30 protein-coding genes are annotated in these 26,797 nt (G+C 73.8%); 14 read left to right on the plus strand and 16 right to left on the minus strand.

The genetic code is table 11. From position 1 onward, the window contains the following. Positions 1 to 20 precede the first annotated feature (20 nt). Positions 21 to 251, plus strand: a complete 231-nt coding sequence (locus tag ACY34I_RS17845; RefSeq protein WP_462756121.1) for a DUF3072 domain-containing protein — start codon at positions 21 to 23, stop codon at positions 249 to 251. 1 nt (position 252) lies between these two features. Here ACY34I_RS17845 and ACY34I_RS17850 read toward each other — a convergent pair whose 3' ends face one another. The 3 genes from ACY34I_RS17850 to ACY34I_RS17860 all read right to left on the minus strand — a co-directional run bounded on the left by ACY34I_RS17850 (position 253) and on the right by ACY34I_RS17860 (position 3,497). Then, a complete protein-coding gene (locus ACY34I_RS17850; protein WP_462756233.1) occupies positions 253 to 753 on the minus strand; it encodes a metallophosphoesterase family protein in 501 nt (166 codons plus the stop codon). A gap of 126 nt (positions 754 to 879) precedes the next feature. Next, positions 880 to 1,659: a glucose 1-dehydrogenase gene (locus tag ACY34I_RS17855; protein ID WP_462756122.1), complete on the minus strand. Its 780-nt coding sequence runs from the start codon at positions 1,657 to 1,659 to the stop codon at positions 880 to 882. Further along, a complete protein-coding gene (locus ACY34I_RS17860; RefSeq protein ID WP_462756123.1) occupies positions 1,656 to 3,497 on the minus strand; it encodes a glycoside hydrolase family 15 protein in 1,842 nt (613 codons plus the stop codon). The genes ACY34I_RS17855 and ACY34I_RS17860 overlap by 4 nt, the downstream gene beginning before the upstream one ends. A 109-nt stretch (positions 3,498 to 3,606) precedes the next feature. On the opposite strand from ACY34I_RS17860, the gene ACY34I_RS17865 reads away from it, so the two are divergent. Continuing rightward, positions 3,607 to 4,194, plus strand: coding sequence for a YflT domain-containing protein (locus ACY34I_RS17865; RefSeq protein ID WP_462756124.1), 588 nt, complete (start codon positions 3,607 to 3,609; stop codon positions 4,192 to 4,194). 40 nt (positions 4,195 to 4,234) lie between these two features. Here the strand turns inward: ACY34I_RS17865 and ACY34I_RS17870 are convergent, their stop codons facing one another. Beyond that, complete coding sequence (locus ACY34I_RS17870) at positions 4,235 to 4,423, minus strand: hypothetical protein (protein ID WP_462756125.1); 189 nt, start codon at positions 4,421 to 4,423, stop codon at positions 4,235 to 4,237. Positions 4,424 to 4,565: 142 nt separating this feature from the next. Here ACY34I_RS17870 and ACY34I_RS17875 point away from each other — a divergent pair, with 142 nt between their 5' ends. Continuing rightward, positions 4,566 to 4,796 carry a hypothetical protein gene (locus tag ACY34I_RS17875; protein WP_187413353.1) on the plus strand — a complete coding sequence of 77 codons (231 nt, stop codon included), beginning with the start codon at positions 4,566 to 4,568 and terminating at the stop codon, positions 4,794 to 4,796. Between the two features lie 6 nt (positions 4,797 to 4,802). On the opposite strand, the gene ACY34I_RS17880 is transcribed toward ACY34I_RS17875, so the two are convergent. Continuing rightward, entirely contained in the window at positions 4,803 to 5,390 is a 588-nt protein-coding gene (locus ACY34I_RS17880; RefSeq protein ID WP_462756126.1) for a DUF1684 domain-containing protein, read from the minus strand. 126 nt (positions 5,391 to 5,516) lie between these two features. On the opposite strand from ACY34I_RS17880, the gene ACY34I_RS17885 reads away from it, so the two are divergent. Beyond that, the gene (locus tag ACY34I_RS17885; RefSeq protein WP_462756127.1) at positions 5,517 to 5,999 is read left to right on the plus strand and encodes a MarR family winged helix-turn-helix transcriptional regulator; all 483 of its coding nucleotides are present in this window, start codon (positions 5,517 to 5,519) and stop codon (positions 5,997 to 5,999) included. A gap of 10 nt (positions 6,000 to 6,009) precedes the next feature. Then, positions 6,010 to 6,996, plus strand: coding sequence for a pirin family protein (locus tag ACY34I_RS17890; protein ID WP_148794144.1), 987 nt, complete (start codon positions 6,010 to 6,012; stop codon positions 6,994 to 6,996). A gap of 52 nt (positions 6,997 to 7,048) precedes the next feature. Here ACY34I_RS17890 and ACY34I_RS17895 read toward each other — a convergent pair whose 3' ends face one another. After that, positions 7,049 to 7,177 (minus strand): hypothetical protein, encoded by a 129-nt coding sequence (locus ACY34I_RS17895; protein WP_255471750.1) that lies wholly within the window; start codon positions 7,175 to 7,177, stop codon positions 7,049 to 7,051. Positions 7,178 to 7,314: 137 nt separating this feature from the next. Here ACY34I_RS17895 and ACY34I_RS17900 point away from each other — a divergent pair, with 137 nt between their 5' ends. Then, entirely contained in the window at positions 7,315 to 8,904 is a 1,590-nt protein-coding gene (locus ACY34I_RS17900) for a phospholipase D family protein (protein ID WP_462756128.1), read from the plus strand. Here the strand turns inward: ACY34I_RS17900 and ACY34I_RS17905 are convergent. Continuing rightward, complete coding sequence (locus ACY34I_RS17905; RefSeq protein WP_462756129.1) at positions 8,853 to 9,605, minus strand: hypothetical protein; 753 nt, start codon at positions 9,603 to 9,605, stop codon at positions 8,853 to 8,855. The genes ACY34I_RS17900 and ACY34I_RS17905 overlap by 52 nt on opposite strands. Positions 9,606 to 9,917: 312 nt before the next feature. Between ACY34I_RS17905 and ACY34I_RS17910 the strand changes: the two genes are divergently transcribed. After that, a complete protein-coding gene (locus tag ACY34I_RS17910; protein ID WP_462756130.1) occupies positions 9,918 to 10,739 on the plus strand; it encodes a SigB/SigF/SigG family RNA polymerase sigma factor in 822 nt (273 codons plus the stop codon). Between the two features lie 156 nt (positions 10,740 to 10,895). On the opposite strand, the gene ACY34I_RS17915 is transcribed toward ACY34I_RS17910, so the two are convergent. The 3 genes from ACY34I_RS17915 to ACY34I_RS17925 form a co-directional block, all read right to left on the minus strand. Continuing rightward, on the minus strand, positions 10,896 to 11,486 hold the full coding sequence (locus ACY34I_RS17915) for a GNAT family N-acetyltransferase (protein WP_462756131.1): 591 nt from the start codon (positions 11,484 to 11,486) through the stop codon (positions 10,896 to 10,898). Between the two features lie 69 nt (positions 11,487 to 11,555). Next, entirely contained in the window at positions 11,556 to 13,076 is a 1,521-nt protein-coding gene (locus ACY34I_RS17920; RefSeq protein WP_462756132.1) for an APC family permease, read from the minus strand. A 48-nt stretch (positions 13,077 to 13,124) separates the two neighbouring features. Further along, positions 13,125 to 13,751, minus strand: coding sequence for a GOLPH3/VPS74 family protein (locus ACY34I_RS17925; protein ID WP_462756133.1), 627 nt, complete (start codon positions 13,749 to 13,751; stop codon positions 13,125 to 13,127). A 143-nt stretch (positions 13,752 to 13,894) separates the two neighbouring features. On the opposite strand from ACY34I_RS17925, the gene ACY34I_RS17930 reads away from it, so the two are divergent. Genes ACY34I_RS17930 through hrpB form a run of 3 tightly spaced genes read left to right on the plus strand, consistent with a single transcriptional unit; the run spans position 13,895 to position 17,606 of the window. After that, positions 13,895 to 14,737, plus strand: coding sequence for a helix-turn-helix domain-containing protein (locus tag ACY34I_RS17930; protein WP_462756134.1), 843 nt, complete (start codon positions 13,895 to 13,897; stop codon positions 14,735 to 14,737). A gap of 38 nt (positions 14,738 to 14,775) precedes the next feature. Continuing rightward, a complete protein-coding gene (locus ACY34I_RS17935; RefSeq protein ID WP_148794151.1) occupies positions 14,776 to 14,976 on the plus strand; it encodes a DUF397 domain-containing protein in 201 nt (66 codons plus the stop codon). 23 nt (positions 14,977 to 14,999) lie between these two features. Next, positions 15,000 to 17,606: an ATP-dependent helicase HrpB gene (gene hrpB / locus ACY34I_RS17940; protein ID WP_462756135.1), complete on the plus strand. Its 2,607-nt coding sequence runs from the start codon at positions 15,000 to 15,002 to the stop codon at positions 17,604 to 17,606. Between the two features lie 6 nt (positions 17,607 to 17,612). On the opposite strand, the gene ACY34I_RS17945 is transcribed toward hrpB, so the two are convergent. Together ACY34I_RS17945 and ACY34I_RS17950 are read right to left on the minus strand one after the other, a co-directional pair. Continuing rightward, positions 17,613 to 18,338, minus strand: a complete 726-nt coding sequence (locus ACY34I_RS17945) for a PP2C family protein-serine/threonine phosphatase (RefSeq protein WP_462756136.1) — start codon at positions 18,336 to 18,338, stop codon at positions 17,613 to 17,615. A 145-nt stretch (positions 18,339 to 18,483) separates the two neighbouring features. Continuing rightward, a complete protein-coding gene (locus tag ACY34I_RS17950; RefSeq protein ID WP_462756137.1) occupies positions 18,484 to 19,923 on the minus strand; it encodes a hypothetical protein in 1,440 nt (479 codons plus the stop codon). 251 nt (positions 19,924 to 20,174) lie between these two features. Between ACY34I_RS17950 and ACY34I_RS17955 the strand changes: the two genes are divergently transcribed. Continuing rightward, positions 20,175 to 20,495: a DMT family transporter gene (locus ACY34I_RS17955; RefSeq protein ID WP_148794155.1), complete on the plus strand. Its 321-nt coding sequence runs from the start codon at positions 20,175 to 20,177 to the stop codon at positions 20,493 to 20,495. A gap of 46 nt (positions 20,496 to 20,541) precedes the next feature. Here ACY34I_RS17955 and ACY34I_RS17960 read toward each other — a convergent pair whose 3' ends face one another. After that, positions 20,542 to 21,126, minus strand: a complete 585-nt coding sequence (locus tag ACY34I_RS17960) for a GNAT family N-acetyltransferase (RefSeq protein WP_462756138.1) — start codon at positions 21,124 to 21,126, stop codon at positions 20,542 to 20,544. On the opposite strand from ACY34I_RS17960, the gene ACY34I_RS17965 reads away from it, so the two are divergent. From ACY34I_RS17965 to ACY34I_RS17975, 3 genes are all read left to right on the plus strand, one after another. Continuing rightward, positions 21,125 to 21,727 carry an HAD family hydrolase gene (locus tag ACY34I_RS17965; RefSeq protein WP_462756139.1) on the plus strand — a complete coding sequence of 201 codons (603 nt, stop codon included), beginning with the start codon at positions 21,125 to 21,127 and terminating at the stop codon, positions 21,725 to 21,727. The genes ACY34I_RS17960 and ACY34I_RS17965 overlap by 2 nt on opposite strands. A gap of 143 nt (positions 21,728 to 21,870) precedes the next feature. Next, on the plus strand, positions 21,871 to 22,911 hold the full coding sequence (locus ACY34I_RS17970; protein ID WP_462756140.1) for a serine hydrolase domain-containing protein: 1,041 nt from the start codon (positions 21,871 to 21,873) through the stop codon (positions 22,909 to 22,911). Positions 22,912 to 22,963: 52 nt separating this feature from the next. Next, a complete protein-coding gene (locus tag ACY34I_RS17975; protein ID WP_462756141.1) occupies positions 22,964 to 23,497 on the plus strand; it encodes a GNAT family N-acetyltransferase in 534 nt (177 codons plus the stop codon). Between the two features lie 2 nt (positions 23,498 to 23,499). Here the strand turns inward: ACY34I_RS17975 and ACY34I_RS17980 are convergent, their stop codons facing one another. The 3 genes from ACY34I_RS17980 to ACY34I_RS17990 are packed head-to-tail and all read right to left on the minus strand — an operon-like array spanning position 23,500 to position 26,786. Further along, a complete protein-coding gene (locus tag ACY34I_RS17980; RefSeq protein WP_462756142.1) occupies positions 23,500 to 23,757 on the minus strand; it encodes a UBP-type zinc finger domain-containing protein in 258 nt (85 codons plus the stop codon). Next, positions 23,757 to 25,334 (minus strand): Na+/H+ antiporter, encoded by a 1,578-nt coding sequence (locus tag ACY34I_RS17985; protein WP_462756143.1) that lies wholly within the window; start codon positions 25,332 to 25,334, stop codon positions 23,757 to 23,759. Before ACY34I_RS17985 ends, ACY34I_RS17980 begins: the two co-directional genes overlap by 1 nt. A 39-nt stretch (positions 25,335 to 25,373) precedes the next feature. Further along, positions 25,374 to 26,786 (minus strand): NADP-dependent succinic semialdehyde dehydrogenase, encoded by a 1,413-nt coding sequence (locus ACY34I_RS17990; RefSeq protein ID WP_462756144.1) that lies wholly within the window; start codon positions 26,784 to 26,786, stop codon positions 25,374 to 25,376. Positions 26,787 to 26,797 lie beyond the last annotated feature (11 nt).

Raw genomic sequence — 26,797 nt, forward strand, 5'->3', positions numbered from 1 at the left:
TTCGAGGAGAGGTGATCATCATGGCCGACCGCAGCGACGGCAGCGGCACCGACCGCGCCATTAATCCGCAGGCCGCGATCAAGGACCCGGACGAGTGGGTGACCGGCGCGGAGCCGCCCACCGCGGCCCAGGAGTCGTACCTGCACACCCTGGCCCGGGAGGCGGGCGAGGAGGTGCCGGAGGGGCTGACCAAGGCGGAGGCGTCCCGCCGGATCGACGAGCTCCAGGCGGAGACCGGTCGCGGTCAGTGACTCAGCGTGGGGGCAGGCGGTGCAGCTCCACCCGGTCGAGTCGCCCCGCCGCCACCCGCGCCGTCAGGTACGTGGCGTACGGCTGGGCCCGCCGGTCGGTGGGTGAGCCGGGGTTGAGCAGGCGCAGGCCGTTCGGGGCGACGCTGTCCCACGGGATGTGGGAATGCCCGAAGACCAGCAGGTCACAGTCGGGGAAGGCGGCCGCGCAGCGCTCCTCCCGGCGGGTCTTCGGTCCGGTCTCGTGCACCACCGCCACCCGCAGCCCGGCCAGCTCGACCCGGGCCACCTCGGGCAGCCGGGCCCGCAGCGGCGGCCCGTCGTTGTTGCCGTACACGCCGACCAGCCGGCGGGCCCGGGCCGCCAGCGCGTCCAGCAGCGACACGTCCACCCAGTCCCCCGCGTGCAGCACCACGTCGGCCGCGTCGATCGCCGCCCAGAGCGCCGGCGGCAGGTCCCGCGCCCGCTTCGGCACATGCGTATCGGCGGTGATCACCAACTCCACCCCCCAATCCTCCCCCACCCCGCCCTTCTCCGCGTCGATCATGAGGTTGGCGGCAGTCGGGGAGATCCACTCCGCCGCCAACTTCATGATCACGGGGGTGGGGTGCGGGGCGGGGTGGAGGTGGGGTCAGGCGCCCTGGCCCTGGTTCTGCATCAGGCCGCCGTCGATGAAGTACGTCGACCCGGTCACGTACTCGGCGTCGTCGCTGGCCAGGAAGACCGCCACCTTGGCGACCTCCTCCGGCTGCGCGGCCCGCTTCCAGGGGATGCTCTGCACCTGTTCCTCCAGGTACTTCGGGTCGTCGATGGCCCGCTGGTTGAACGGGGTCAGCACCATTCCCGGGCCGATGTTGTTGACGTTCATGTGCATCGGCGCCACCTCGAGCGCCAGGCTCTTGGCCAGCTCCAGCATGCCGCCCTTGCTGGCGTCGTAGTCGGAGCCACCGGCCCGCGCCACCTCCTGGTGGATGGAGGTGATGTTGATGATCTTCCCTTGCCCGCCCTGGTCGCGCCGGTGCCGCACGAACCGGCGGCAGCAGAAGAACATCCCGTAGAGGTTGGTGCGGATGCACCGGTCCCAGGTCTCGGTGTCCAGGTCCGCCACCGGGATGCCGGAGGCGTCCACCCCCGCGTCGTTCATCAGGATGTCCAGCCGGTCGAACTCGGCGAGGGCCTCGTCGAACATCGCGTCGACCTGATGCTCCACGCTGATGTCGCCCTGCACCACCACGGCCCGGCGGCCGGCCTTCTCGATCTCCGCCTTGGTGTGGTTCGCCCCGGCGTGGTCGTGCAGGTAGTGCACCACCACGTCGGCGCCCTCCCGGCCGAACTCGATGGCGGTGGCCTGGCCGATGCCCGAGTCCGAGCCGGTGATCAGGGCGGTCTTCCCCGCCAGTCGTCCGGTCATCCGTGTGCTCCCTCCGTGGTCGCCGCGCCGGTCGGCACGGCCGCTCGCCCGGTTCGGCCGCCGAGTCGTTCCGCGGCGTCCGTGATGTGACCGGCCGCGTTGATCAGCCCGATGTGCGAGAAGGCCTGCGGGAAGTTGCCCAGTTGCTCGCCGGTGGCCTGGTCGACCTGCTCGGCGTACAGGCCCAGGTCGTTGGCCCGGGCGGCGAGCTGCTCGAACAGCCGCCGCGCCCGGTCCAGCTCGCCGGCCTCGGCGAGGCAGCCGACCAGCCAGAACGAGCAGATCACGAAGCCCGCCGGGTCGGTGTCCCAGCGCCGCAGCAGGCCGCCCCGGGAGAGCCGGCGCTCCACCACGTCCATCGTCGACCGCATCCGCGGGTCGTCGGCCGGCAGGAAACCGACCAGCGGCATGATCAGCACCGAGGCGTCCAGCTGGTCCGAGTCGAACGCCCCGGTGTACGCGCCGAGCCGGTCGTTCCAGCCCCGGGTGAGCACCGCCTGGCGTACCTCGTCCCGGGCCGCCGCCCAGCGGGCGACGGCACGCTCGTCGCCGATCCGCCGCCCGAAGCGGACCGCCCGGTCCAAGGCGGTCCAGCACTGCACCTTGGACGAGACGTAGTGCCGCTCGACGTCGCGTGCCTCCCACATGCCGGCGTCCGGCCGGTGCCAGTCCAGCACGGCCTGGTCGGCGAGGGCGTGCAGCAGGTGCCGGACCTCGGGCGCCATCGGGTCGAGGTAGTACCGCATCAGCCAGGCGGCGTCGAGGATCTCGCCGAGCACGTCCGTCTGCCGCTGCCGCCAGGCGTCGTTGCCGATGAAGACCGGCCGGCTCTCGCCGTACCCGCCGAGGTGGTCGAGGCGGTGTTCGGTGAGGTCCCGCTCGCCCTCCACGCCGTACATGATCGGCACCGGTTCGTCGTCGATCCGGCCCATGGCCCGGGACACCCAGGCGAACTGCCGATTCGCCTCGTCCGGGCAGGCGGCCCGCCAGAGCGCCTGGAGGGTGAGGCTGAAGTCGCGTACCCAGACGAAGCGGTAGTCGTAGTTGCGTTCGCCGCCCAGTTCCTCGGGGAGCGAGGTGGTGGCCGCGGCGACGACGGCGCCGCTGGGCTGGTAGGTCATCCCCTGCACCACCATCGCGCTGCGCCGCACCTGGTCGCGGTAGCAGCCCTGGTAGTCGTGCAGGCCGGCCCAGGACCGCCAGCCGGCGACCGCGTCGGCCACCACCTGGTCGGCGTCCGGCAGCGCGGGTTCGCCCCCGTCGTAGGTCGGGGCGTACCCGAGGGTGAAGTGGTGGGCGGTGCCGGCGAGGGCGGTGAACCGCCCGAAGGCGGCGCCGTCGTCGCAGCTCATCGGGACGTTGGCGCGCAGGCTCAGCCGGGTGCCGCCGGCCACGGCGTCAACGACCTCCTCGGCGCCGGTGAGGTAGGCGCGCACCCGCCCGTACTCGAAGCGGGGCTGGTAGTCCACCCGCATCGGCACCTCGCCGGAAAGCCCCTCGACGACCCGGGCCAGCACTCGGGGCGAGCGCAGGCCGATCTCGTGGCCGCGCGCGCCGGGCTCCAGCGCCAGGGCGTCGGTGACGGCCACCGCCCCGGTCCGGGTGGTGAAGACGGTACGCAGCACGAGCGTGTCCTCCAGGTAGGACCGCTCGGTGGTGAAGTCGTCCACGGGCCGGATGCTCCAGTGTCCGGCGTCGTCGTCGAGGATCCGGCCGAAGACCGACGGGCCGTCGAAGCGGGCCGGGCACCACCAGGTGATTGCGCCGGCCCGGTCGACCAGCGCCGCGCTGCGCCCGTCGGCGAGGAACCCGTGCTCGCTGATCCGTCCCGCCTCCACGCCGATGCCTACCCGACGTACCCGGGGGCATGCGTGCCGCATCCGTCGTCCCGACGCGTTACCCGGCGACGGCGCTGGGAACGCGGCGGGTCGACGAAGGAGGACGCTCATGACCAGACCCTCGACTCCGTCTCCGGCCTGGCAACCCGGGATGCCGGGCGGCTCCAACCTCCCGTCCGGACCGGGCGGCCGACCGGCCGCCCCGAGCGGGGACGGTCACGGGCCGGAGCCGGGTCCACCGACCGTCACGATCGGCACGTACCCGGACTATCCGTCCGCCCAGCGCGTCGTGGACTATCTGGCCGACAACCGCTTCCCGGTGGAACATTCGGCGATCATCGGCACCAATCTCACCCTGGTGGAGACGGTGATGGGCCGGATGACCACGGGCCGGGCAGCGTTGATCGGCGCGGGCACGGGCGCCTGGTTCGGGCTCTTCATCGGCCTGCTCTTTGGCATCTTCACCGCCGGGAACTGGGTCGCGGTGATCGTCGTCGGGCTGGTGATCGGTGCGATCTGGGGGGCCGTGTTCGGCGCGGTGGCCCACGCGATGACCGGGGGTCAGCGGGACTTCACCTCGGCCAGTTCGCTGCGCGCCAGCCAGTACGCCGTCACCGTGGACGCCGGCCTGGCCGACCAGGCGCGGCAGCTGCTCGGCCGGATGCACCTGACCCCGACCGGCGCCACCGCCCGCTAGCTCAGGCGCGACGAGAGAGGGCCCCGCCCGGGGCCCTCTCTCAGTCCGTCGCCAGGTCCGGCCGGTGCTCCCGGATCCACTTCTCCACGTCCGACTTCCGCCACACCTTGCCCATGGCCAGGACGGCGACCGGCTCGGGGAAGTTCCGTTGGTTGGCGATCACCGAGGCGCGCTGCCGGGAGACCCCGCCGAGCATCATCCGGATCTCCGACACGCCGACAAGCTCCACATGTTGACGATGACAGCGGCGATGTACCTAGACGGCGACAACTACGCAGGCCGTTGACGTAGTCAACGCTTTGCATCACCATGGGCAGGTGACCGCTCCCCTACACGACCGCCAGCGTCGGGCCGTGCGCCCGCACCTGCCCATGCGGCCCCTGTGGCTGTGCCGGATCTGCGCCGCACCCTGGCCGTGCCAGCCGGCGCGGCTGTTACTCCTGATGGAGTACCGGCGGGATCGGGTGGCCCTGTCGGTCTACCTGGCGGGCCAGCTCTTCGACGCCACGGCGGACCTGATGAAGCTCAACCCGGACGCCGCCCCGTCCCCGGCGGAACTCTTCGACCGCTTCCTGGCCTGGGCCGCCCCACGAACGGGGTGACGCCCGTCAGTCGTGGTACGCCAACTCCCCCGCCCGGATCGGCACGTCGACGCGGTTCTCCGGCGGGGCGAGCGGGCAGGCCCAGCGGTCGTCGTACGCGCAGCTGGGGTTGTAGAGGTAGTTGGCGTCGAGGCGGACCCGTCGACCGGGCAGCACGGTCAGGCCGCGCCCGAAGGTGCCCTTCACCGTGTCGGTCAGGTAGCGCCCCCCGCCGTACGTCTCGACGCCGCTCGTGGCATCCCGCAGCGGCACGAACAGCCCACCCCCGTACGCCTCGATCCACCACAGGGTGAGCGGGCCCCACGGCGTCTCGGCCACCGCGACCCGGCGGTAGTGGACGACCCCGTCGGGCCCGCCGGTGTCGATGGTCTCCGTGCCGGAGGCGGGGCGCAGCGGCGCCTCGACCACGGCCGCCGGGTCGGGCGGGAACCAGCGCAGCCCGGGGAAACCGGGCCGGTCGGCGACCGGCAGCGGACTGCACGGATGCGTGCGGAACAGCTCGTCCCGGGCGGCCCGGAAGCCGGCCAGGTCGAGGTCGGAGAGGTGGAGCCGGGCCACCCGCTCCCGCCAGTCGAGCAGGTCGAGATCATCCATCCCCCGACCGTAGCCGGACCGCTTCGTTCAAATTCCAAGGGCATTTGCCGCTCGACCGGCTGTCGCGCCGGTCACACGCCCGCCAGACGGCTTGTTTAAATTTTAAGTAGTGCTACTCTCGTAGCCGTGACCGAGAGCCTGAGCCCCGAGCGGATGACCGCCTGGCGCGCCTACATCGAGGCGAGCCAGCGACTCTTCACCCAACTCGAGGACGACCTGCGCGCCGACAGCGAGCTGACCTTCGCCGACTACCACGTGCTGGTCCTGCTCTCCGAGGCGCCGGGGCAGCGGCTGCGGATGGGCGAGCTGGCCAGCCGGCTGGTGTTCTCACCGAGCCGGCTGACCTACCAGATCTCCTCGATGCAGAAGCGCGGCCTGGTCGCCCGGCAGTCCTGCCCGGAGGACCGACGGGGCAGCGAGGCCGTGCTGACCGCGGCCGGCCTGCTGGCGCTGCGCGAGGCCGCGCCGCACCACCTGCGCTCCGTGCGCACCCACCTGATGGACGACCTCGACGACGCCGAGGTCGCCTGCCTCACCCGGGTCTTCGAGCGGCTCGGCCGGCGCCTGCGCGCCGACCGCGACGCGTCGTCCACCCCGGCCGACATGTAAGGAGCCCGCGATGCCCGCCATCACCGTCGACGACGTCCTCGTCCTGCCCCGCCTGCCGCAGCTGGACGAGTCCACCACCTTCCGCCCGGTCCGCCGGCTGACCACCGCGCCGAGCGGATACGAGGGCGAGGGTTTCCCGGTCCGCCGGGCCTTCGCCGGCGTCCCGCTGAGCGAACTGGACCCGTTCATCCACCTCGACCAGATGGGCGAGGTCGACTACGCGCCGGGTGAGCCGAAGGGGACGCCCTGGCACCCGCACCGCGGCTTCGAGACGGTGACCTACATGATCGACGGGATCATGGACCACCAGGACTCGCAGGGCGGCGGCGGGACCATCACCGATGGCGACACCCAGTGGATGACGGCCGGCAGCGGCCTGCTGCACATCGAGGCGCCGCCGGAGCACCTGGTGACGAGCGGCGGCCTCTTCCACGGCCTGCAGCTCTGGGTCAACCTGCCCCGGGTGGCGAAGATGAACCCGCCGCGCTACCAGGACATCCGCGGCCGGGAGTCGGCGCTGCTGACCACGCCCGACGGCGGCGCGCTGATCCGGGTGATCGCCGGCGAGATCGCCGGGCACCAGGGCCCCGGCTCGACCCACACCCCGATCACCATCGCCCACGTGACGCTGCAGCCCGGCGCGGAGCTGAGCCTGCCCTGGCGGCCGGACTTCAACGCGCTGGTCTACGTGCTGGCCGGCCGGGGCACGGTGGGCACCGACCGCCGGCCGATCCACCTCGGCCAGCTCGCCGTGCACGGCCCGGGCGACGCGCTGCGGGTCACCGCGGACGCGAAGCAGGACGGCAACACCCCGGCCCTGGAGCTCTACATCATGGGCGGGCAGCCGATCCGGGAGCCGGTGGCGCACTACGGCCCGTTCGTGATGAACACCCGGGACGAGCTGATCCAGGCGTTCGAGGACTACCAGGCCGGCCGGCTCGGCGTGATCCCGGCCGGGCGGATGCCGCACACCGACGGCGAGGCCTCCCGGCCCTGACCGGTCCGCGTGGCACGGGCGTCCCGGGGCGACCCGGGGCGCCCTCGCGCGCTCAGGAGACGGCGAAGATGCCGGCCACGCCGAGGATCACCATCACCAAGACGGCCACCAGCGCACCCCGCTCCCCCTCCACCGCCTGCGCGCGGTGCTCGGTCACGGTGTCGGTCGTCTCGGCGGACATGGTGTGGCCTCCTCAGTTGCGCGGTCCAGGGGTCCGGCGGGACCCACGGGAGGGCCGGCCAACCAGGGGCGGTCAGCGTGCGGGGCCGTCTCGGGGGACCTACCGTGAGGTCGGGGTCGACCTCGGGAGGCTGGAACGTGGCGATGCGGGACTGGTTCCTCACCGCACAGGAACGCGCCAACCCGGGGTCTGAGTTACCCGTCTGGACGAGCGGAAACCTCGCCGAGCCGCTCATTCACGGAGCCGCGTATTTCGACCGGCTGGCCCGCGAGGTGGCGGCGCTGCAGGCCGGCGACCACCTGTTCTTCACCGACTGGCGGGGCGACCCGGACCAGCGGATGCGCCCCGACGGGCCGACCGTGGTGCAGCTCTTCGCCCAGGCCGCCCAGCGCGGCGTCGTCGTCAAGGGCCTGATCTGGCGCTCCCATCTCGACGCTCTCTCCTACAGCGAGGCGGAGAACCGCGACCTCAGCGAGGCGATCTGCGCGGCCGGCGGCGAGGTGCTGCTGGACCAGCGGGTCCGGCGCGGCGGCTCGCACCACCAGAAGCTGGTGGTGCTGCGCCACCCGGAGGCCCCGGAGCGGGACGTCGCGTTCGCCGGCGGGATCGACCTCTGTCACAGCCGGCGGGACGACGCCGCGCACCGGGGCGACCCGCAACCCGTCGGCATGTCCGCGCGCTACGGCGAGCACCCGCCCTGGCACGACGTCCAGCTCGCGGTCCGCGGGCCGGTGGTCGGCGCGCTGGACACCACCTTCCGAGAGCGGTGGACCGACCCGATGCCGCTGGACTCGGAGAACCCGCTGGCGTACCTGCGGGACCGGCTGCGCGGCGCGGACCTGCGCCCGGACCCGCTGCCCGCCCAGCCGGCCGATCCCCCGCCGTGCGGCCCGCACCAGATCCAGGTGCTGCGCACCTATCCGGCGGTGCGCCCCCGCTACTCCTTCGCCCCCGACGGCGAGCGGACGGTGGCCCGGGGCTACACCAAGGTCATCCGCCGGGCCCGCCGGCTGATCTACCTGGAGGACCAGTACCTGTGGTCGACCGAGGTGGCGGCCCTGTTCGCCCGGGCCCTGCGGGAGCACCCGGAGCTGCACCTGGTCGCGGTGGTGCCCCGGCACCCGGACGTGGACGGCCGGCTGGCGCTACCGCCCAACATGGTGGGCCGGGAGCAGGCGCTCGCGCTCTGCCAGCAGGCCGCCCGGGACCGGGTGCACGTCTACGACCTGGAGAACCACGAGGGCACCCCGGTCTACGTGCACGCGAAGGTCTGCGTGGTGGACGACGTCTGGGCCAGCGTGGGCAGCGACAACTTCAACCGCCGCTCCTGGACCCACGACAGCGAGCTGTCCTGCGCGGTGCTGGACGAGGCCCACGACAAGCGGGCGCCGACCGACCCGGCCGGGCTGGGCGACGGCGCGCGCGTCTTCGCCCGGGACCTGCGGCTGCGGCTGTGGCGCGAGCACCTGGACCGCGACCCGGACGGCGGGGAGGATCACGACCTGCTGGACCCGGCCGACGCGATCGCGGCGATCACCTCGGCCGCGGCGGCGCTGGAACGCTGGCACGAGTCGGGGCGTACCGGGCCACGGCCGCCGGGCCGGCTCCGGCCGCACCGCCCCGAACGGCTGCCCTGGCACACCCGGCTCTGGGCGCTGCCGGCCTACCGGCTCGTCTACGACCCGGACGGCAGGCCGCTGCGGGACCGGCGCGCCGGGACCTGGTGAATCGGCCGGAAGCCGGCGGGCGGCGGTTGGTCGACCGCCAGCGGCAGCGCCGGGTACGCGAACGACACCCGGGGCGAGTACAGGCCGCCGCAGATCGTGAGCGGGTTGGCCGGGCGTAGCGGGTAGGCCGGGTGCTCCGGGACGAGGAACTCCACCGACTCGATCTCGAACGGGCTCACCGGTTCGGCCACGTACGGGAACTCGGCGCAGAGCAGCCGGCCGCCCCGGAGGGTCAGGTAGCGGTGGTGCCCGCTGTACACCCGGCAGCCGGTGTGCCCAACCCGGGCGACGGTACGGATGATCGGCGTCCCGTCCGCGCAGGTCTCCGCGGTCAGTTGCCCGCCCCGCAGGTCGAGCCGGGTCTCCCCGGGTGCCGCGGGAGCGCCGCGGGCAGCGGCGTAGTCGCAGACCCGGGCGCTGGAGGCGAAGTAGTGGGTCCACAGGCCGCCCGGGATGTCACCCACGGGCGGCGGGTCGAATCCGTCGAGGGCGACGCCGAGATAGGTGAGGGAGTACGCGCCGAGCCCGGAGGTCTGCGCCGCGTCGTCCACCACGTACTGGGAGAAGAACACCTGGCGGTCGGGGCGGGGACACACCCCGGCGGGCAGCAGCGCCGCGACCGCGTCGGGGTCCGCCGGGAGCCAGCTGAACTGCAGCACCCGGGCGTTGAGCACGAGTTGCGGAGCGGCGGGATCCAACACGGCTGCCTCCGTGGACGGCTATCCCGTGACGCTACGGGCTGTCTCGTGCGTGGGACAACGACCGAAGGTCGGCAATGCGAACCAGTTGTCGTTTTTCCGGTCGGCCGCTCGGCCGGGCCGCAGCGCCGAACCGGGCAGTCGTATATGTCCCGACTCGGCCGGTTAGGTGCGCAGAAATCCCTTAAGTACATCGTACTTTCGGCTAGATTTCTGCCGGCCGATCGGGTTACGGTGGCTCCCGAACGTACCGACGGACGCTAAACCCGAGGGCCACGCCTTTTCTCCGCAGACGAGGTGCAGGGAGGACCACCCATGACCGCGCACACGATCAGCGAGCAGGCGACCACCCCGTCCACCACCGGGAAGCTCGACCCGCGCGCGCTCACCGACAGCGCCGCCGACCTGCTCCACGCGATGGCCGCGCTGCCCGCCAACCACCCGTCGCGCCCCGCGATGCGCGACCGGGCGATCGAGGCCTGGCTGCCGCTCGCCAACCACCTCGCCCACCGCTACGGCGGCCGGGGCGAGCCCACCGACGACCTGGCGCAGACCGCCGCCGTCGGCCTGATCAAGGCGATCGACAAGTTCGACCCCTCCCGCGGCGTCGACTTCGCCGGCTACGCCATCCCGACCATCATCGGCGAGCTCAAGCGGCATTTCCGCGACCGGACCTGGGACATCCGGGTGCCCCGCCGCCTGCAGGAGCTGCGGTTGGCCATCTCCGACGCCAACAGCGCGCTGCTGCAGACCCTCGGCCGCTCGCCGACGGTCGCCGACATCGCCGCTCACCTCAACCTCACCGAGGAGGAGGTCCTGGAGGGCCTGGAGGGCGCTCGCGCCTACAACGCGCTGTCGCTGTCCACCCCGACCGGCGACGGCGACCGGGCCACCGAGCTGGGCGACATGCTCGGCAGTGAGGACGCCGAGTTCGAGCTGGCCGAGCTGCGGGTCGCCCTGGGCCCGGCGCTCGCCACGCTGGACGAACGGGAGCAGAAGATCCTCACCCTGCGGTTCTACGGCAACCTGACCCAGTCGCAGATCGCCGAGCAGATCGGCGTGTCACAGATGCACGTGTCCCGGCTGTTGGCCCGGGCGCTGACGAAGCTGCGCGGGCAGCTCGACGGAACGTACTGACGGGGTGGACGACGGTGGTCGGGCCGGCAGGCCCGGCCGCCGTCGCGTCCACGCGGCCCGGTCGGCGGTTCGCCGACCGGGCCGTACCCGTTCCACCTGCGGGGCGACCGGCGACCCGGCCGCGGCGGACGGCAGCGGGTCGCCCCCGCGCACCGCTCAACCGACCGGGTCGCGCCACATCGGATAGAAGGGCGCGCCGTCCGGGACGCGGAACGGCTCGGCGGCCCGGTAGCCGTGCCGGGCGTACAGGTCGCGGCTGCGCTCGCTGCTCGCCTCCAGGTACGCCGGCACGCCCTCGGCGTCGAGCACGGCGTGATGGTGCCGCAGCAGCGCGTTGCCCAGCCCTCGGCCCTGGCGCTCTGGGGCGACCGCCAGGAACGCCAGATGGTGGTGGTCGGCGTGCGGGTGGTGGGCCTCGAACAACTCGTCGAGGTGCTGGAACCGGGGCGCCCACTCGCCGCAGGCGGCGGCGAGCCGGGCGGCGTAGTCGGCCGGCGGCGGGGCCGGCTCGCCGGTCTGCGGGAACCAGACCGCCACCCCCGCCCGGTCCGCGGTGCCGTGCACGATCCCGTGCCGCATCGCGTGGTCGACCAGGATCTCGAAGTCGTCGGCGAGCACCGCCTCCCGCTTCGCCTCGTCCGGCACGAGCCACCGGCTGACGGCCAGGAACCGGAAGGCCCGGGCGATCCGCTCGGCGACCGACCGGGTCTCCGCCGCGCCCAGCCGCTCGATCGGCACGTCACTCATGCCGTCACCTCCCTCCGCCCGGTGCCGGCATGAGGCACCACGGCACGGCACTCATGATTCGCTCGCTCATCACGGCGCCGCCGCCCCGGCCGGCGTGGCCTCGTCGGCGGCCCGCGGCACACCGATGACGGCGCTCTCCGCGCCCAGCCCGATCCGGGCGTACACGTCCGGCCGGGCGCCACGCAGCACCAGCCCCCAGCCCAGCCCGAGCAGGGCCGCCACCGGGTAGACCGCCGGGATCGCCCAGCGCAGCGGCGAGTCCGGGGCGACCCCGAGCAGGATGGCGAAGTTGTCCACCGCCACCACGATGACGGCGATCAGCGCGATCGCGGCGAGGGCGGGGGCGATCACCCGCCGCCACAGCGTCTCCTCGACCCGGGTCCGGGCGAAGAAGGCGATCACCGCCACCGCGGTGGCGGTGATCAGCAGCAGCACCCCGAACCCACCACCGGTGCCGCCCCAGAAGAACAGCTGCACCAACGGGTCCCAGCCGGCGACCGCGTACAGGACGATCACGACCAGGCCGAGGGCGCTCTGCGCCAGCGAGGCGACCCGCGGGGCGCCGGTGCGCGGCGAGGTCCGCCCGAACAGTGCCGGCAGCACCCGCTCGCGGCCGAGCGCGAAGGCGTACCGGGCGGTGGTGTTGTGGAACGAGATCATCGCCGCCAGCAGCGAGGTGAGGAAGAGCGCCTGGCCGATGGTCACCGCGGTGTCGCCGAGGTGCCCGCCGGCGAGGTTGAAGATGAGCCCGGTGCTCTGTTCCCGGGACGCCTCGACGATCCGGTCCGGCCCGGTGGCGACGGTCATCGTCCAGGCCGAGAAGGCGTACAGACCGGCGATGATCGCCACCGACAGGTAGGTGGCCATCGGGACGGTCCGCTTCGGGTCCTTGCTCTCCTCGCTGAACACCACCGCGGACTCGAAGCCGGTGAAGCCGGTCGTGGCCAGCACCAGGATCGCGCCGGCCCCCGGCACCAGCAGGTTGCCCGGGGACAGCGTGCTGAAGCTGACCGAGCCGCCGGCCGGGTGGGTGACCTGCGCCAGGTCGAAGACGAGGATCACGGTGATCTCGGCCAGCAGCAGCACGGCCAGCACCAGGCCGTTCACGTCCACCCGGAGCACGCCCAGCACCGCGACCAGCGCCCAGGCGACCAGGGCCACCACCCACCAGGCGGGTGCGCCGCCGAAGAGCTGGTCCAGCACGGGCTCGGCGGCGGCGCCGATCGCGCCGTAGAGGCCGACCTGCAGCGCGTTGTACGCGATCAGCGCGACCCACGCCGCGCCGACCCCGCCGGGCCGGCCGAGCCCACGGGCGATGTACGCGTAGAAGGCGCCGGCGTTGGTCAGCCGGCGGGCCATCGCCACGTAGCCGACCGAGAAGAGGGCGAGCACCACGGCGACCGCCAGGAACGCCAGCGGGATGCCGGTGACGCCGGTGACGGCGTACCCGGTGGTGACCACGCCGGCCACCACGGTCAGCGGGGCGGCGGCGGAGAGGACGAAGAAGACGACCGACGGTATGCCGAGCCGGCCGCGAGCCAGGGCCTCGGAGACGTTGCTCGCACGTTCGACGGTGGCTGCAGGGGGCATGGGGGCTGCTCCGGTGGAAGGGGAGGAAAGGGGGCGGTGACCCGGAGGTCAGGGGATGCCGCGCAGCACCGCGGTGCCGACGGCGGCCTCGGTGTGCCCGACCAGTTCCTTCAGTGGTGCGGGCAGCATCGGGATGAGCCCGGTCAGCCGCTGGTGGGCCTGCGGTCCGGCGTTCCACAGCACCTCGCGGGTCAGCCCGGTGGCGGCCACCAGGCCGAGCAGCAGCGCGTCCGGTACGGCGATCGGCTCCGGGCGCTCCAGCAGCGTCCACAGCCGGGCCGCCGGCCAGGCGGCCGCGTTCAGGTCGGCCGGCACGTAGCTGAGGCTGGTCCGCAGCAGGCGGCGCTGCTCCTGGCGGCGGAGCACGCCCGCGCGGGCCAGCCGCTCGCCGACCGCGGCCACCCCGGTCTGGGCCAGGAAACTGAGCCAGGTGCGGACCGCCCGGTGCTGGGACTCGCCGATCAGCTGGTCGAGCACCGTGTGCGCGAGCGCGTCGGCCGGCGGCCGCCGGTCGAGGACGGTGACCATTCCGGACGCGACGGTGATCCGTCGAAAGAGGACCAGCTCGCCGAGGAGGCCGGCGGCGAGCCCCAGCCCGGTCGCGGCCGGGTGCAGCTTGGCCCTGCCCCGGCTGTCGTTGTGCGCGATCAGGAAGAACTCGTCAGCGATGAGCAAACGAGCCTCCCGGCTGTCCACAAGTGATGGCGGATACCGGGAAGAGAATGCACGCCGAATCCCCGGGATGCAACTCCCGAATTCGGGGGTTGCAGCCTGGCGGCCGGCGCGAGCTGCGGATCTTGGCATGCCAGACTCGGGAGGTGACCGCCAGCCCCACCGTCCGCCGCCGCCGCATCGCCCGGGAACTCCGCCAACTACGCGAACGCGCCGGGATGACCCTCGACGTCGCCGCCCGCCAGCTCGACATGTCGAAGAGCAACCTCTCCCGCATCGAAAACGCGCAGATCGGCATCAAACCGCGCGACGTCCGCGCCGCGCTCGCGCTCTACCAGGTGACCGGCGCGGACGCCGAGGCGCTGATCGAGATCGCCCGTGGGGCGCAGCAACGCGGCTGGTGGCAGAACTACAGCGACGTCCTGCCGGAGTGGTTCGAGTTCTACGTCGGACTGGAGGCCGAGGCGGCGACGCTGCGCACGTACGAGGCCGAGGCGGTGCCGGGGCTGCTGCAGACCGAGGCGTACGCCCGGGAGATCTACCGGATCACCGCGGGCGAGGAGGGCATCGAGCGCAAGGTGGCCGCCCGGCTGCGCCGGCAGGAGGTGCTGCGCCAGGAGTCGCCAGTCCGGCTGTCGGTGGTGCTCAACGAGGCGGTGCTGCGGCGCGCCGTGGGCGGACCGACCGTGATGGCCGATCAGCTCACCCACATGGCGAGACTCGCTCAACTACCTAACGTAACCATCCACGTACTTCCATTCAGTGCCGGCGGCCATCCGGCGATGAGCACGTCCTACGTCATCCTCGGCTTCGCCGACGCGGCCGACGCCTCCGTGGTCTACCTGGACAATCTCACGATGGGATTGGCTCTGGAGGAGGTTGCACAGGTGCAACGGTATAGCCTTCTGCATGAGGAGCTGTGCCGGATGGCACTGGATCCGGCGGCGTCGTTGGCCCGCCTGGAGGAGGCTTCGCGTAACTTTGCGTGACCGCTCGGCGGCACGCCGACGGAAGATGAGGTACGGGGATGACCGCGCTCGACCTGTCCCGGGCGGACTGGCGCACCAGCACGCGTAGCAGCGGCAACGGCAACTGCGTGGAGGTCGCCGCCGTGAGCGGTCGGATCGCCGTGCGGGACAGCAAGGACCGGCCCGGTCCCGCCCTGGTCTTCGCCCCGGCCGCGTGGGCGGCCTTCGTGTCCGGCCTGGACGGGGTGCGGCCGGCCTGAGCGCCGGATGCGAGAGTGGACCGGTGCTCTCCGACGTAGCCCTCGACCTGCCGGTCCGGTCGGTGCTGCCGGCCCTGGTCGAGGCGCTGCGCGCGGCCGGTACGGCGGTCCTGGTGGCACCGCCCGGCACCGGCAAGACCACCCTGGCGCCGCTCGCGGTGGCCGACGCGGTCCCGGGGCGGGTGGTGATCGCCCAGCCCCGCCGGGTGGCCGCCCGGGCCGCCGCGCACCGGATGGCCGCCCTGCTCGGCGAGCGCGTCGGCGGCCGGATCGGATACGCCGTCCGGGGCGAACGCCGGGTCGGGCCGCAGACCCGCATCGAGGTGGTCACCACCGGCCTGCTGGTCCGACGGCTGCACCACGACCCGGAGTTGCCCGGGGTCGGCGCGGTGCTGCTCGACGAGTGCCACGAGCGGCAACTCGACGCCGACCTGGCGCTGGCCTTCGGCGTGGAGGCCCGGGGTGCGCTCCGGCCCGACCTGTGGCTGCTGGCGATGTCGGCCACCCCGCAGGCGAACCGGTTCGCCGCGCTGCTCGGCGGGTCCGACCGGCCCGCGCCGGTGGTCCGGGCCGAGGCGGCCCTGCACCCGGTGACCCGGATCTGGGCGCCGCCGCCCCGGCCGGTCGCCGCGCCCGGCGCGGGCCGGGTCGCGCCGGCCCTGCTCGACCACGTGGCCGCCACGGTGCGCCGGGCGCTGCGCGAGCAGACCGGGGACGTGCTGGTCTTCCTGCCCGGCGCCGGTGAGATCGCCGCCGTCGGCGCCCGCCTGGTCGACCTGCCCGACTCGGTCACGGTCCTGCCGCTGCACGGCCGGCTGCCCGGGGCGGCGCAGGACGCCGCGCTGCGGCTGCCGGCGGCCCGGCCCGGCGACTCGACGCCACTGGGCGGAACCCGGGTGGTGCTGGCCACCGCCGTGGCGGAGAGCAGCCTGACCGTGCCGGGGGTACGGGTGGTGGTGGACGCCGGGTTGAGCCGGGTGCCCCGGACCGACCTGGCCCGGGGGCTGGGCGCGCTGGTCACCGTGCCGGTGTCTCGGGCGGCGGCCACCCAGCGCGCCGGCCGGGCCGGGCGGGAGGGCCCGGGCGCGGTCTACCGGTGCTGGTCCGAGGCCACCCACGCCCGGCTCGCCCCGCAGCCGGAGCCGGAGATCGCCACCGCCGACCTGACCGGGTTCGCGTTGGAGCTGGCCGCGTGGGGTGATCCCGACGGAGCCGGGCTGGCGCTGCCCGACCCGCCACCGCCCGCCGCCCTCACGGTCGCCCGGGAGACCCTGACCACGCTGGGCGCGGTGGACGCGGACGGTCGGATCACCGCTCGTGGGCGGGCCATCGCGGCGGCCGGCGCCCACCCCCGGTTGGCCCGGGCGCTGCTCGACGGGGCGGAGCGGGTCGGTGCCGACCGGGCCGCCGAGGTGGTCGCCCTGCTCGCGGACGAGACCCTCGCCGGCCCGGGCGACGATCTCACCGCGCTGTGGCGGCGGCTGCGGGGCGGCACGGACCAGGCCGCCACCGCCCGCTGGCGCGCCGAGGTACGCCGGCTCCGCGCCGCCCTGCCGACGGCCGGCCCGGCTGCCGGCCGTCCCCGTGCCGCCGCCCGTGCCGGGCGCAACGGCGGCGGGCCGGGCGTGGACGCCGCCGGGGAGCACCTCCCCGACGACCTCGCGGCCGGGCTGCTGGTGGGGCTGGCGTACCCGGAACGGCTGGCCCGGGCGCGCCGGGCCGGCGGGTCCGCGTACCTGATGGCGGGCGGGACCGCCGCGGAGCTGGCGGCCGGGTCTGGGCTGGCCGGGTCGTCGTGGCTGGCGATCGCGGTGGCCGACCGGGCCCCGGGCGCGCCGACCGCCCGGGTGCGGCTCGCCACCCCCGTGGACGAGCCGACCGCGCGGGAGGCCGGCGGGCCGCTGCTGCGCGCCGACCGGGAGGTCGGCTGGTCCGGCGGGGACGTGGTGGCCCGCGAGGTGGTACGGCTCGGCGCGATCGAGCTGGTCGACCGCCCCCTCGCGGCGCCGGACCCGGAGCTGGTGGCCGACGCGGTGCTCACCGGGCTGCGCCAGGCCGGCCTCGGCCTGCTGACCTGGACGCCGGAGGCCAGCGCGCTGCGCCGGCGGCTGGCCTTCTGCCGGCAGGCGCTCGGCGACGAGTGGCCGGACGTGTCCGACCAGGCGCTGCTCGCCGACGCGGCCACCTGGCTGGCTCCGGAGCTGGCCGGCGCCCGGCGCCGCGCCGACCTGGCCCGCATCGACGTCGCGGCGGCGCTGCGCCGGCTGCTCGACTGGCGGCAGGCGGCCCGGCTCGACGAGCTGGCGCCGGAACGGCTGCCGGTGCCGAGCGGCTCCCGGATCCGGGTGGACTACGCCGACCCGGCCGCGCCGGTGCTCGCGGTCAAGCTGCAGGAGACCTTCGGCTGGCGGGACGCGCCGCGGATCGCCGACGGTCGGGTGCCGGTGCTGCTGCACCTGCTCTCCCCCGCCGGCCGGCCGGTCGCGGTCACCGCCGACCTGGCCTCGTTCTGGCGGGTGGGCTACCCGCAGGTGCGGGCGGAGCTGCGCGGACGCTACCCACGGCACCCGTGGCCGGAGGATCCGACCACCGCCGAGCCGACCCGCCGGGCCGCGCCGCGCCGCCGTTGACCCGGCCTACTCGTCCACCACGTCGGCGATCACCACGGTCACGTTGTCCGGGCCGCCGGCCCGCAGCGCCAGGTCGATCAGCTTGCGCGCGCACGCCTCCCGGTCGGCGTACTCGCCGAGCACCTCGGCGAGGGTGTCCGGACGGACCACGTTGGAGAGACCGTCGCTGCACAGCAGCCAGCGGTCGCCTGCCCGGGGCACCATCGTCGCGTACGCCGGGGAGACCTCGTCGCCCTGCAACGCCTGGGTCACCACGGCCCGGCGGGGGTGGCTGCTCGCCTGCTCGGGGGTGATCACGCCCTGGTCGACCAGCATCTGCACGAAGGTGTCGTCCCGGGTGACCTGCTTCAGCACGCCCTCGCGGAACAGGTAGGCGCGGGAGTCGCCGACGTGGGCCAGGGCCAGGCAGCTTCCGGTGCGGGCGAAGAGCAGCGCGGTGAGTGTGGTGCCCATGCCCTGGCGTTCCGGGTCCTCGAGGACGGCCTGGCGGATGCCCGCGGTGGCCAGCTCGATGCCGCTCTGGAGGGCGGCGACCAGCGCGTCCTCGGGCGTCTCCACGTCCAGCGGGCCGACCGCGTCGATGGCGATGCGGCTGGCCAGGTCACCGGCCGCCATGCCGCCCATGCCGTCGGCCACGGCGACGAGCCAGCTGCCGGCGTGCTGGGCGTCCTGGTTGCCACTGCGGATCAGCCCACGGTCGCTCGCCCCCACGGAACGAAGCTTCAGGGTCATGGGAGGCAGCCTGCCAGGCGAAGGCGGCAGTTGTCTCTAGGAGATCAGGATGATGCTGGCGTGGCGCGGCGAATCTCACTGTCGGGCGCGGCGGCCAGCCATCGAGCAGGATCAACTGACATCGACCCCACCGCGCGGCGCCAGATCAGTAGAAGTTCTCGTAGAGCCCCTGGATGAGCACCGCCTGACCGACCGAGACGAGCACCAGGCCGGCGATCACCCCGCCCCGCAGCCAGCGCCGGCCGAACCCGGCGGTCCAGCGGTCCACCACCACGCCGGCCGCGGCGGCCACCATCGGGTAGAGGAACATCCACGTCCGCTCGACCTCGCCCGGGCGCAGCTTGGTCACCTGCGCCGGCAGTCCGGCCCAGACGACCAGGAAGAGCACCAGCACGAGCACCAGCACCGGCCGCCCGGCACCGGGCACCCGGCGGAACAGGCCGTAGACGCCGAGGGCGGCCAGCGGCAGACCCGCGTAGATCAGCCAGGCCACCGGGCTGCCCGCCAGCCAGTACCAGTCGTAGGGGTGGCTGATCCTCGCCGTCGCCTGGTAGGTGGCGAGGATGTCGAGGCCGAGGACGAGCCAGGCCAGGCCCACCACGATGGCCCCGCCCGTCGCCGCGGCGGCCAGCAGCCGCACCGCCGTCCGCCACCCGGTCTGGACGACCAGCGCGACGGTCGCCGCGAACGCGATGAAGGACGTGGCCATGGTCATCGTGGTGGCCACCCCCAGCACCGCGCCCCCAGCCGCCGCCAGGATCCACGACCGACGGTCCGCGGCGAGCACGAAGAGCGCGACGCTCATGGTCAGCGGCACGGCGAAGACCGTGTCGAGGTTGCTGTACGCCATCATCAACGGCGCCGGCGCCGCGGCGAAGAGCACGGCGGCGATCCGACCGGCCCGCTCCCCACCCAGGGTGCGGCCGATCAGCCACGCGGAGACCGCCGAGCTGAAGGCGATCACGGCGATCACCACCGCGATCAGGAGGCTGTGCGACGCGCCGACGGCGCGGAACAGCAGATAGAGGAAGACCATCACGCCGGCCGGGTGGGTCCGGGTGCTGGCCGAGTGGAACCGCGGACTCAGCTCGGCGTGCCGCTCGACGAACTCGCGCGGCCCCAACTCGTAGAGGAAGTGCAGGTCGGACGTGTAGTAGGGCGACGCCGGGTCGGTCGAGACGCCCCGGGTGAGGTCGCCCGCCTGGCCCCGGACCAGGTTGACCGCGGTGGCGGTGACCACGCCGGCGAGCACCACCAGCGCCAGGGCCAGCCAGGTCGGCAGCCGGCGCCACGAGGTGACGAGCCACCCGATCCCGGCCAGCAGCACGCCGGCCGGAATCACGGTCAGCGCCAGGTCGTCCCAGATCGGGATCATCTCCCCGTAGATGGGGGGACGGCGGAAGTAACCGAACTTGATCGTGCGCGTCTGGCTCCACAGCCAGAAGGCGAGCAGGGCTGCCGCGGTGGCTGCCATCCCGACCAGTGGCCAACCCCGCCAGCGCGGCCAGGAACCACCGTCGACCCGGTCCTCGGGCGGGTCGGGGGCGACCATCGCCGCCCCGCCGCCGGCACCGTTGTCGGCCACCCCGTCTCCCCGTACGTGCACCGCGCTCCCCCGCTCCTGGCTGCGACCACCATGGCCCACACCGGCGACGGACACTCTAGGTGACCGGGTCGGGCTGCCGGGACCGCCGAGCAACCAGTGTCGACGAGCCGGTCGGGGCGGCAGCGATGCCCCGGACGGCGGCGACCGCGTCGCGGGATGCCGCCGCGGCCGGCCCCGATCGGCGAGCCGCGGGAGCCCCGCCGCCCCTGAGCCACCGGTACGGTCCGGTCATGGCGTACCTGTTCCTGCTGGCCGCGATCACCTCCGAGGTGATCGGCACCAGCCTGCTCAAGGCGACCGACGGCTTCACCCGGCTCTGGCCCACCGTCGGCCTGGCGGTGGCGTACGTGGCGTCGTTCTTTCTGCTGGCCCTGGCGGTGAAGGAGATCCCGGTCGGTGTCGCGTACGCGATCTGGTCCGGCCTCGGCACCGCCGCGATCATGGCGATCGGCGCGACCTTCCTGGGCGAGCCGCTCAGCGTCGCCAAGGTGGCCGGCGCCGGCCTGGTGATCGCCGGGGTCGTCGTGCTCAACCTCGGCGGTGCGCACTGACCAGACCGGGACCACATCCACGCCCGCCCCGGCCGACCGGTGACGGTCAGCCGAGTGTCCGGCGCATGGCGATCCGCTCGGCCGGGTCCAGCCCCAGCGCCGCCTCGGCCGCGAGCAGCTCGGCCAGCCCCGGCGTGACCTCCGCGCCGGTCAGCTCCCGGAACCCGCAGCGCGCGTAGTACGGCCCGTTCCACGGCACGCTCCGGAATGTGGTCAGGGTCAGCGCCGGCAACCCCCGCGCGGCGGCCCACCCGGCCACGTCGTCGAGCAGCCCCCGCCCGATCCCGCGCCGGGCGTACGCGGGGTCGACGCTGAGCTGCTGCACGTGCGCGCAGCCGTCCACCAGGTCGACCACCGCGAAGGCGATCGGCCGGTTGTCACAGTCCACCGCCACCCAGACCCGTCCGGCCCGCTGGCGGTCGGCGAGCACCTCCAGCGGCAGCGGTGGCATGTCGGCGACGTCGGCCATCCCGATCTCCCGGAACAGCGCCCCGGAGGCCACCTCGATCCGCTGCACCTCGGTCAACTCGTCGGCCCGGGCGATCCTGGTGGGTTCCACGGCGGCGAGCCAACCAGAGGCGGGCGGCCCCGGCCAGCGCTTTTTCAGCTTCGGGCCGTAGGCTGCGGCCATGCCCCTGACCCTGCCGATCGGCGACTTCCGCGCGTACCTGTTCGACTGCGACGGCACCATCGCCGACTCGATGCCGCTGCACTACGCGGCGTGGTGCTCGGCACTCGACGAGTGGGGCTGCGAGTTCCCCGAGGAGCTGTTCTACGCCTGGGGCGGCCGGCCGATCGCCGACATCGTCGCCACGCTCAACGAACGGCACGGGCTGAACATGCCGGTCGACACGGTGGTACGGCGCCAGGAGGAGCTCTACCACGGCTCCCTGCCCAGCCTGACCGCCGTGCCGGAGGTGCTGGCGCACATCGAGGCCGACCACGGGCGGATCCCGTTCGCGGTGGTCTCCGGCAGCACCCGGGACGGCGTCACCGCCTCCCTCACCACGCTGGGCCTGCTCGACCGGTTCGACGTGCTGGTCTGCGCCGGGGACTACACCCGACCCAAGCCCGACCCGGAGGCGTTCCTGCTGGCCGCGCAGCGGCTCGGTGTGGCGCCGGCGGACTGCCTCGTGTTCGAGGACACCGAGCTGGGCATCCGGGCCGCCACGGCGGCGGGCATGGCCTCGGTCCGCGTACCGGCACCGTGGGAGCGGGCGACCGCGGCCTGACCCACCGGCCGAGTTGGCCGACCGGTTGCGGCCGGCCTGGGCGTACCTGACGGTCGACGAGGTCGAGCCCGCCGACGCGGTGTGATCGGCGTCGCGCCCGACGGGATCACCGGCCGCGACCGGCCCGGCCTAGGGTCGGGATCATGACCGCCAACGGAGACGTCGGGATCGACCTCGCGGCGATCCGGGCCGCCGTTGCCCGGCAGGCCGAGCGGGTGACCGAGGGCATCGAGGACATCGCCCGGTATCGGGACGCGCAGGTCGCCGACGAGTCGCACCGCGAGGTGACCGGCCCGTTGCTGGCCGGGTCCGGGGCGAGCGGCGTGATCCGCCACCGCGGCGAGGTGGTCGCCACCTGGGGCGACCCGGCCACCCCCGAGATGCTGTTCAGCGGCACCAAGGCCGTCGCCGCCACCCTCGCCGGCGTCGCCTTCGACCGGGGCCTGCTCGACCCGGCCGCGCCGGTGCTCGCCACGGTCGACCACCCGTTCCTCACCGCGCTGCGGGTCGAGGGGATCACCTGGGCGCACCTGCTCCAACAGACCAGCGGCTGGACCGGCGAGCTGTGGGGCAAGCCGACCGGAGTGGACGCGCAGAGCCGCCGCGAGGGCTTTGAGCGGGAAGGCGCACCCGGTGCCGGCTGGGCCTACAACGACGTCCGGGTCAACCTGCTCTGCCTGGCGCTGACCCTGCTGTTCCGCCGGCCGCTCGGCGAGGTGCTCCGCGAGGCGCTGCTCGACCCGCTCGGCGCCTCGTCGTCCTGGTCCTGGCACGGGTACGCGGACTCGGTCGTCGACATCGACGGCGCTTCGGTGCCGGTGGTCAGCGGTGGCGCCCATTGGGGCGGCGGGCTCTGGATCTCCGCCGCCGACCTGGCCCTGCTCGGTGAGGTGTACCGGGGCGGCGGCACCTGGCGGGGCCGGCGGCTGCTCAGCGCGGAGTGGATCGCCCGCGCCTGGTCGCCGTGCCCGCTCAACCCGGACTACGGCTACCTGTGGTGGCGCAACGACTCCGGCCGGGTGCAGCCGGGCGCGCCCACGACCGGTCGCTGCGCGCGTGGCAACGGCGGTCGGCACCTGCTCTGGGTGGACCCTGCCCGGGACCTCGTCATCGCCTCGCACTGGGGCGACCGGATCGCCGAGCTGATCACGGAGGTGTCCGCGGCGGTGCCGGTGACGCGCTGATGGACGGTGCCCGCGTCCCGCCGGTCGGCGCCGATGTAGCAGCATGGCCGGCATGACGGACCAGTCGACCCTCACCATCCGCCCGGGCGGGCCGGACGACGCCTCCACCGTGCTGCGGCTGCTCGACACCGCCACGGCCTGGCTGGCGGCGCGCGGCCGGACCGGGCAGTGGGGCACCGAGCGCGCGTCCCGCGATTCGCGCCGGATCGCCCAGGCCGACGCGTGGGCGACCAGCGGCGGGCTGTACCTGGCCGGGCTCGGCGACACCCCGGTCGGCGCCCTGGTGGTGGGCGCGGCCACCGAGTATGTGCCACCGGCCACCGAGCCGGAGCTGTACGTCAACCTGCTGGTCTCCGACCGGGCGTACGCGGGCCACGGGATCGGGGCCCGGCTGCTGGCGTACGCGGAGGAGCTGCCCCGCGACCGCGGCCTGGGGCTGCTGCGGGTGGACTGCTACGGCGGCGACGACCGGGCGCTGGTCCGCTTCTACGAGAGCTGCGGCTTCACCGCCACCGACCCGTTCACGGTCGAGCGGCCGGGCCGCCCGCCCTGGCCGGGCCAGGTGCTGGAACGCCGGCTCGACTGACCTCAGCCGATCTCCTCGTCCACGAAGCACCAGCGCCACGACTCCCCCGGCTGGATCGAGCGCATCACCGGGTGCCCGCTGGCCTCGAAGTGCTTGGTCGCGTGCTGGTAGGGCGAGGAGTCGCAGCAGCCGACGTGCCCGCAGGCGAGACAGGACCGCAGGTGCACCCAGTCGGGATTGCCGACGGCCACGCAGTCCGGGCACTCGGTCGTGGTCGCCGGCTCGGCGTCGCCCGCCTCGGCCAGGTGCGCACAGCTCATCAATCGTTCTCCCGTCGCAGCAACGACTCCTCCAGGTCCAGGTCGCGATAGGCGCGGACCAGCACCTCCTGGGGGATCTTCCCGGTGTCGCGGGCGGCCCGGAAAACCTCCCGCTCCGCGTCGATCATCTCCTGCCGCAGTCGACCGTACGCCTGGGACGGGGTTTCCCTCGCGGTGCCACCCAGCTGCTCCCAGGCCAGGTTGGTGCGGTTCTGCACCAGCCCGCGCAGCCGCTCGACGACCGCCGCGGGTGCCCCCTCGGCCAGCTTCTCCAGGCGTTCCCGGGCCGCCCGGCCAGCCTGCTGCTGCACCGCGGCGGCGGAGAGGGCGTCCTGCACCGGATCGTCCGGCGGCAGGTTGAGCTTGCGGGCCACGGCCGGCAGGGTGGCGCCCTGCGCGACCAGGGTCACCACGATCACCGCGAAGGCGAGCCAGATGAACAGCTGTCGGGGGTAGGCCGCCCCGCCGGCCAGGGTGAGCGGCAGGGCGAGCGCGGCGGCGAGGGTGACCACGCCGCGCATCCCCGCCCAGCCGATGACGATCGGCACCTGCACCGAGGGGGCCGGATCCCGACGCCGGACCCGGGGCAGCAACCGGGCCAGATAGGTGGCCGGGAAGAGCCAGACGAACCGGGCGAGGAACACGGCGAGCAGCACGGCCGCGGTGATCCCGAACAGGAAGCCGACCGGCTCGTTCAGGCCGCGCACCACCTCGGGCAACTGGAGCCCGACCAGCAGGAAGACCAGCCCCTCCAGCAGGAACCGGATCAGCCGCCAGAACGCGTCGACCTGGAGCCGAGACGCCGCGGACATCAGCAGCGGCAGCTTGTGCCCGATGCCGAGCCCGGTCACCACCACCGCCATCACGCCGGAGGCGTGGATCTCCTCGGCGGCGAACACCACCGCGAACGGCACGATCAGCGACAGCGCGTTGTCCAGCACCGGATCGGTGATCCGCTTGTGCAGGAAACCGAAGACCACCACGCCGAGCAGCCCGATCAGGACGCCGCCGCCGGCGGCCACCAGCACCTCCCAGGCCACGTCCCCGACGCCGATCCCGCCGGTCGCCGTGGTGGCCGAGACGATCGCCACTCGGAGCAGCACCAGAGCGGTGGCGTCGTTGACCAGGCTCTCCCCCTCCAGGATGGTCACGATCCGGCGCGGCAGGCCGACCCGGCGGGCCACCGCGGTGGCGGCGACCGCGTCGGGCGGCGCCACCACCGCGCCGAGGGCCAGGCAGATCGAGTACGGCAGGTCGGGCCGCAACAGGTGCACCACGGTGCCCACCACGAACGCGGTGAAGATGACCAGCCCGACCGCGAGCAGCAGGATCGGCCGCAGGTTGAGCCGGAACGCGGGCACCGACGTCTCCAGGGCCGCCACGTAGAGCAGCGGCGGGAGGATGCCCACCAGCACCAGGTTCGGGTCGAGCCGGACGTGCGGGAAGCCGGGGACGAAGGAGAGCACGAGGCCGAGCACGACCAGCAGGATCGGCGCGAGCAGGCCCAGCCGCCGGGCCAGCGCCGCGCCGAACGTCGCGATCGCCAGGAAGAGCACGACCTCGATGAGCGGTTCCATGAGACAGGAGCCTAGGCGGCCCCGTTACCGGCGTGATCACTACTCCGCGTGCGCGCCGGCGCCGGGGCCGGCCTCGCCCTCGCCGATCCAGACGGTCTTGATGTTGCAGAACTCGCGCATGCCCAGCGCCGAGAGTTCCCGGCCGTAGCCGGAGTTCTTCACCCCGCCGAACGGCAGCTGGGGGAAGGAGGTGGTCATGCCGTTGAGGAAGACGTTGCCGGCGTCCAGGTCGGTGGCGAAGCGCTCCTGCTCGGCCGGGTCGCTGGTCCAGGCGTTCGAGCCGAGGCCGAAGTGGGTGCCGTTGGCGACCTCGATCGCCTCCTCGTACGACGACACCCGGAAGAGGCCGGCGACCGGCCCGAAGACCTCCTCGGACCACATCCGCATCTCCGGCCGCAGGTCGGTGACCACGGTCGGCGGGTAGTACCAGCCGTCCCCGGCGGGCAGCTCCCCGCCGCAGAGCACGCGCGCGCCCTTGTCCGCCGCGTCCCGTACCTGGGCGTGCACCTCGTCCCGGCCACGGTCGGTGGCCAGCGGGCCGACGTCGGTGCCCTCGTCCATCGGATCGCCGACCGTCAGGGCCGCCATCCGGGCGGTGAACTTCTCGGCGAAGGCGTCGAAGACGTCACGGTGCACGATGAACCGCTTGGCGGCGATGCAGGACTGGCCGTTGTTCTGGCAGCGGGCGGTGGTGGCCACCTCGGCGGCGCGGTCCAGGTCGGCCGAGGGCATCACCACGAACGGGTCGCTGCCACCCAGCTCCAGCACGGTCTTCTTCAGCTCCCGCCCGGCGATCCGGGCGATCGAGCGGCCGGCGCCCTCGCTGCCGGTGAGGGTCGCCGCGCGGACCCGCGGGTCGCTGAGAATCCGGTCCACCGCCTCCGAGCCGACCAGGAGGGTGGTGAACGCGCCCTCGGGGAAGCCGGCCCGGCGGAACAGGTCCTCCAGGTAGAGGGCGGTCTGCGGCACGTTGGAGGCGTGCTTGAGCAGGCCGGTGTTGCCGGCCATCAGGGCCGGCGCGGCGAAGCGCATCACCTGCCACAGCGGGAAGTTCCACGGCATCACGGCGAGCACCGGTCCGATCGGCTGGTAGCGGACGTAGGCCCGCTTCGCCTTGACCGCGCCGGCGTCGGCCGGCTCGTCGGCCAGCATCTCGGGTGCCTTGGCGGCGTAGAACCGGCAGGCGGCGGCGCACTTGGTCACCTCGGCCTTGGCCGCCGCGTACGTCTTGCCCATCTCGGTGGTCATCAGCCGGGCGGTCTCGTCGCGCTCGGCCTCCAGCAGCTCGGCGGCGGCGATGAGCCACCGGCCGCGCTGCGCGATGGTGGTGCCGTGCAACTGCCGGAAGGCCAGGTCGGCCCGCTCGATGGCGCCGTCGACCTGCTCGTCCGACATCGGGTCGTACGTCTTGAGCACCTCTCCGGTGGCGGGATTGGTGGTGGCGATGGGCATGGCGTACTCCT

The organism is Micromonospora sp. RTBAU3-60 (assembly GCF_054963695.1).

Excerpts from the sequence above, each read along its gene's own strand:
- ACY34I_RS17855 (WP_462756122.1), bottom strand. The coding sequence starts at position 1,659 with ATGACCGGACGACTGGCGGGGAAGACCGCCCTGATCACCGGCTCGGAC.
- ACY34I_RS17965 (WP_462756139.1), top strand. The coding sequence starts at position 21,125 with ATGCCCCTGACCCTGCCGATCGGCGACTTCCGCGCGTACCTGTTCGAC.
- ACY34I_RS17920 (WP_462756132.1), bottom strand. The coding sequence starts at position 13,076 with ATGCCCCCTGCAGCCACCGTCGAACGTGCGAGCAACGTCTCCGAGGCC.
- ACY34I_RS17980 (WP_462756142.1), bottom strand. The coding sequence starts at position 23,757 with ATGAGCTGTGCGCACCTGGCCGAGGCGGGCGACGCCGAGCCGGCGACC.
- ACY34I_RS17990 (WP_462756144.1), bottom strand. The coding sequence starts at position 26,786 with ATGCCCATCGCCACCACCAATCCCGCCACCGGAGAGGTGCTCAAGACG.
- ACY34I_RS17960 (WP_462756138.1), bottom strand. The coding sequence starts at position 21,126 with ATGGCCGCAGCCTACGGCCCGAAGCTGAAAAAGCGCTGGCCGGGGCCG.
- ACY34I_RS17890 (WP_148794144.1), top strand. The coding sequence starts at position 6,010 with ATGCCCGCCATCACCGTCGACGACGTCCTCGTCCTGCCCCGCCTGCCG.
- ACY34I_RS17985 (WP_462756143.1), bottom strand. The coding sequence starts at position 25,334 with ATGGAACCGCTCATCGAGGTCGTGCTCTTCCTGGCGATCGCGACGTTC.
- ACY34I_RS17970 (WP_462756140.1), top strand. The coding sequence starts at position 21,871 with ATGACCGCCAACGGAGACGTCGGGATCGACCTCGCGGCGATCCGGGCC.
- ACY34I_RS17895 (WP_255471750.1), bottom strand. The coding sequence starts at position 7,177 with ATGTCCGCCGAGACGACCGACACCGTGACCGAGCACCGCGCGCAGGCG.
- ACY34I_RS17910 (WP_462756130.1), top strand. The coding sequence starts at position 9,918 with ATGACCGCGCACACGATCAGCGAGCAGGCGACCACCCCGTCCACCACC.
- ACY34I_RS17975 (WP_462756141.1), top strand. The coding sequence starts at position 22,964 with ATGACGGACCAGTCGACCCTCACCATCCGCCCGGGCGGGCCGGACGAC.
- ACY34I_RS17880 (WP_462756126.1), bottom strand. The coding sequence starts at position 5,390 with ATGGATGATCTCGACCTGCTCGACTGGCGGGAGCGGGTGGCCCGGCTC.
- ACY34I_RS17865 (WP_462756124.1), top strand. The coding sequence starts at position 3,607 with ATGACCAGACCCTCGACTCCGTCTCCGGCCTGGCAACCCGGGATGCCG.
- ACY34I_RS17935 (WP_148794151.1), top strand. The coding sequence starts at position 14,776 with ATGACCGCGCTCGACCTGTCCCGGGCGGACTGGCGCACCAGCACGCGT.
- ACY34I_RS17955 (WP_148794155.1), top strand. The coding sequence starts at position 20,175 with ATGGCGTACCTGTTCCTGCTGGCCGCGATCACCTCCGAGGTGATCGGC.
- ACY34I_RS17915 (WP_462756131.1), bottom strand. The coding sequence starts at position 11,486 with ATGAGTGACGTGCCGATCGAGCGGCTGGGCGCGGCGGAGACCCGGTCG.
- ACY34I_RS17945 (WP_462756136.1), bottom strand. The coding sequence starts at position 18,338 with ATGACCCTGAAGCTTCGTTCCGTGGGGGCGAGCGACCGTGGGCTGATC.
- ACY34I_RS17845 (WP_462756121.1), top strand. The coding sequence starts at position 21 with ATGGCCGACCGCAGCGACGGCAGCGGCACCGACCGCGCCATTAATCCG.
- ACY34I_RS17875 (WP_187413353.1), top strand. The coding sequence starts at position 4,566 with ATGCGGCCCCTGTGGCTGTGCCGGATCTGCGCCGCACCCTGGCCGTGC.